Below are 3,492 nucleotides of genomic sequence, written 5' to 3'. Positions count from 1 at the left end.
GCGTTCCGACGCAGGCCTGCCGCACCGTTCCCTGGCCGTGCGTACGGCCAGGGACGCGGACGCCCCGATCGGCGTGCTGGGCGAACTCGTGGTCACCGGCCGCGGACTCGCGCTGGGGTACCTCGGCGACAGCGAGCGCACCGGGCCCACAAGGGTGGCCCCCGGCCGGTACGGCAAGGCCGTGTCCCGCTACCGCACCGGTGACCTGGCCAGGCACACCCCGGACGGGACGATCGACATCGTGGGCCGCAGGGACCGCCAGGTGACGGTCTCGGGCTACCGCGTGGAACTCGACGGCGTCGAACGCGCCCTGGCCGGCGTCCCCGGCGTACACACCTGTGCCGTCGGCCTGGACGGACCGGACCGGGCCGACGACCTCATCGCCTGGTACCAGGCGGAACAGCCGCTGCACCCTTCCGACCTGCGGGCGGCGCTACGGCAACGGCTGCCCCAGTGGGCCGTGCCGACGCTGTTCGTACAGGTGGAGCAATGGCCCGTCACCCACAACGGCAAGGTGGACCTCGCAGCGCTGCGCCACCTGGCGGAAGATGCCCGGGAGCATCCCGCGCTACCCGAGGACGCGCCCGGACCGACGCCGTCGCTGGCCCAGCGCATCGCCGACCATGCCCGCGGGCTCGCCGCCGAACGGCTCGAAACCGGCGCCGGCCTCGGCGCGGACACGGAGTTCTTCCGCGCGGGCCTCACCTCGCTGGACCTGCTGCAGCTCTATCGCCTGCTGGTCGCCGAGGAGGGCCTGCGCTTCCCGCTCACCGACATCTTCAGGTTCCCCACTCCGCGCCGGCTGGCTGCGCACCTCACGGACGCACCGGGCCCTACGTCCCCGAGGCCCGCCCCGGCGCCGCCCACCCTCGTGAGCGCGTCCGGGGTCGATGAGCGCGCCCGTCGCAGGTCCGCGCGAGCCCGCCTGAACCAGATGAAGAGGAGCTGACCTATGAGCGATCCGATCGCGATCATCGGGCTCGCCGCCCGGCTGCCGGATGCCCGGAACATCGACGACTTCTGGGCCAACCTGGTCGTGGGGCGCGACTCCGTCCACCGGCTCACGGACGAGCAGCTGGAGGCCGCCGGCGAGGACCCTCGGCTCGTGGCCCACCGCCGCTATGTGCGCGCCCGCCCCCTGCTGGACGACGTATGGCACTTCGACCACCGCTACTTCGGCATGTCGGAACGCGAGGCCCTGCTGCGCAACCCGCAGCACCGACTGTTCCTGGAGCTGTGTTCGACAGCCCTCCAGCACGCCGGACAGGTGCCCGACGACGATGTGCAGATCGGTGTCTACGGCACCTGCGCCTCCGACCGCTACGCGGAGGACCACATCCGGGCGAACCCCGATCTGATGCCGCTGGTCGGCGAGACCGGGCTGATGCTCAACAACAATGCGGACTACCTGGCCACGTTCGTCTCGCACCGGCTGGGCCTGACCGGTCCCGGCATCACGGTCCGCACCGCCTGCTCCTCGTCCCTGGTGGCGGTCCACCTGGCCTGCCAGGGGCTGCGCCTGGGCGACTGCGACGTCGCCGTCGTCGGTGGCGTCGAGATCGAGATGCCGTACGGCCGCGGCTACAAGCATGTGCGGGGCGGTATCGAGTCGGCGGACGGCCGCTGCCGACCGCTGGACGCCGAGGCCAGTGGCACGGTCTTCGGCAGCGGTGGGGGCGTCGTCGTCCTCAAGCGACTGGAGGACGCGATCGCCGACGGCGACAGGGTCCATGCCGTGGTCCGGGGCTCCGCGGTCAACAACGACGGCTCGGACAAGGCCACCTTCACCTCGCCGAGTGCGAGCGGGCAGCAACGGGTCATCGCCGAGGCCCTCGCCGCGGCCGGGGTGGACGCCGCCGACCTCGGCTATGTCGAGTTGCACGGGACGGCGACCCAGGTCGGCGATCCCGTCGAGGTGCAGGCCCTCGCGGAGGCGATGCGCTGCATGACCGACCGGGAGCTGCCGGAGCGGGCCTGCGTCATCGGCTCGGTGAAGTCCAACATCGGGCACCTCGGGCCCGCGGCCGGCATCGCCGGCCTGATCAAGACCGTGCTCGCGCTGTGCCACGAGCAGATCCCTCCCACGGCCAACTTCCATTCGCCGAACCCTCTGCTGAACCTCTCCGAGTCGCCCTTCCGGGTGGCGGACCGGCTGCTGCCGTGGCCGCGCGGAGGCGCCGGCGCACCCCGCCGCGCCGGGGTCAGCTCCTTCGGCTTCGGCGGCACCAACGCCCACGTTGTCGTGGAGGAGGCGCCCGAGGTTCCTGCCCGCGGCGAACCCCGATGGAAGGACGACGAGTTGCTGGTGTGGTCGGCCCACGACGACACCGCACTCGCCCTCCTGCGCAGCGGCTTCGCCGACACCCTCGCGGATGCCGGGGACGCGTTGCCGGACGTGGCCTTCACCGCACAGGTCGGACGGGCCGCGCTGCCCGTACGGGCCGCGCTGCGGGTGTCCTCGGCCGAAGAAGCAGCAGCCCTCCTGTCGGATCCGGCGGGAAGGGTCACCGCGTGTTCCGACGGTGTCGTACGCGAACCCGTGCTGCTGTTCCCCCCACTCGAAGCCGCGGGTCAGCGATACGCGCCCCGGCTCGCCGAGCGGCTGCCCGGCTACGCCGAGGCCTGGCGGGAGTGCGTGCAGCACCTGGCCGGCCGGTCGGGCCCCGATGCCGCGTCCGCGCGCGGGCCACGCACCGCGACAGCGACCGGCTTCGCCTCACAGTACGCGCTCGCCAAGGCCCTGACCGGGCTGCTGCCCGAGGCCTCCCGAGTGTCGGGCACCGGCTCCGGAGCGATCACCGCAGCGGTGGTCGGCGGGACTCTCGGCCTCGTCGACGCCGTGCGCATGCTGGAAGAGGGCACGTCGCCGCCACCGTCGCCGACGTCGCCCTCCGAGTTCCCGCTGTGGGTGCTGTGCGCCCCCGGAAGCGCCGGTGCGGACCCCGCGCACCTGGCGGGGCCGGTCGTCACGGCCCTGGCACAGACCGGCCCCGAGGACGACTGGCGGGCGCTGCTGGACACCCTGGCCACGGTGTGGGCGGGCGGCGGCACCGTCGACTGGATCTCGCTTCCCCGCCCCCGGAAGACGGGCCGGGTCCCCATGCTCACGTACCCCTACCAGAGACAGGAGTTCTACGTGCCAGCGTTCACAGGTGCGGAGGTCGAGCGGCATGCCGCAGCTCGCGGATGAGACCGCCCGGCCCGACACCGTCCCCGACTGGTGCCGGGACGACTGGCCGCAGACCGTCCTGGACCTCGTCGACGGGCAACTGTTCGCTGCCGGACTCCGGCGGACCGGCCCGGCCGTACCCGTACGGCAGTGGGCGATCTCCGCCGTACTGCAGATCCCGACCACTGCGGGCACCGTCTGGTTCAAGCGGGTGCCGGACCTGTTCGCCCATGAGGGAAGGGTCATGGCCTGGGTCGCCGGCCGGCGGCCGGGCATCGCCCCGAGCGTGCTCGACGCAGGGGACGGCTGGCTGCTCAGCGCGC

Annotated in this window: 2 protein-coding genes and 1 pseudogene; all 3 read left to right on the top strand. The window is 72.9% G+C overall.

The annotated features are described in order from the left end of the window. A partial coding sequence (locus AB0H32_RS47420) for a phosphopantetheine-binding protein (protein WP_361135669.1) occupies nt 1-949 on the top strand: 949 nt, incomplete at its 5' end. A gap of 3 nt (nt 950-952) precedes the next feature. After that, nucleotides 953-3,190, top strand: a complete 2,238-nt coding sequence (locus AB0H32_RS47415) for a beta-ketoacyl synthase N-terminal-like domain-containing protein (RefSeq protein WP_361135666.1) — start codon at nt 953-955, stop codon at nt 3,188-3,190. Continuing rightward, a pseudogene (locus tag AB0H32_RS47410) lies at nt 3,171-3,492 on the top strand (hypothetical protein); the annotation flags it as partial. The gene AB0H32_RS47415 and the pseudogene AB0H32_RS47410, both read left to right, overlap by 20 nt.

Origin of the sequence: Streptomyces sp. NPDC020362, from assembly GCF_040642095.1 — a bacterium.
Taxonomy (GTDB): domain Bacteria; phylum Actinomycetota; class Actinomycetes; order Streptomycetales; family Streptomycetaceae; genus Streptomyces.
The sequence above is the reverse complement of the archived record's forward strand: the minus strand, read 5'-3'. Positions and strand labels throughout refer to the sequence as shown.

Excerpts from the sequence above, each read along its gene's own strand:
- AB0H32_RS47415 (WP_361135666.1), top strand. The coding sequence starts at position 953 with ATGAGCGATCCGATCGCGATCATCGGGCTCGCCGCCCGGCTGCCGGAT.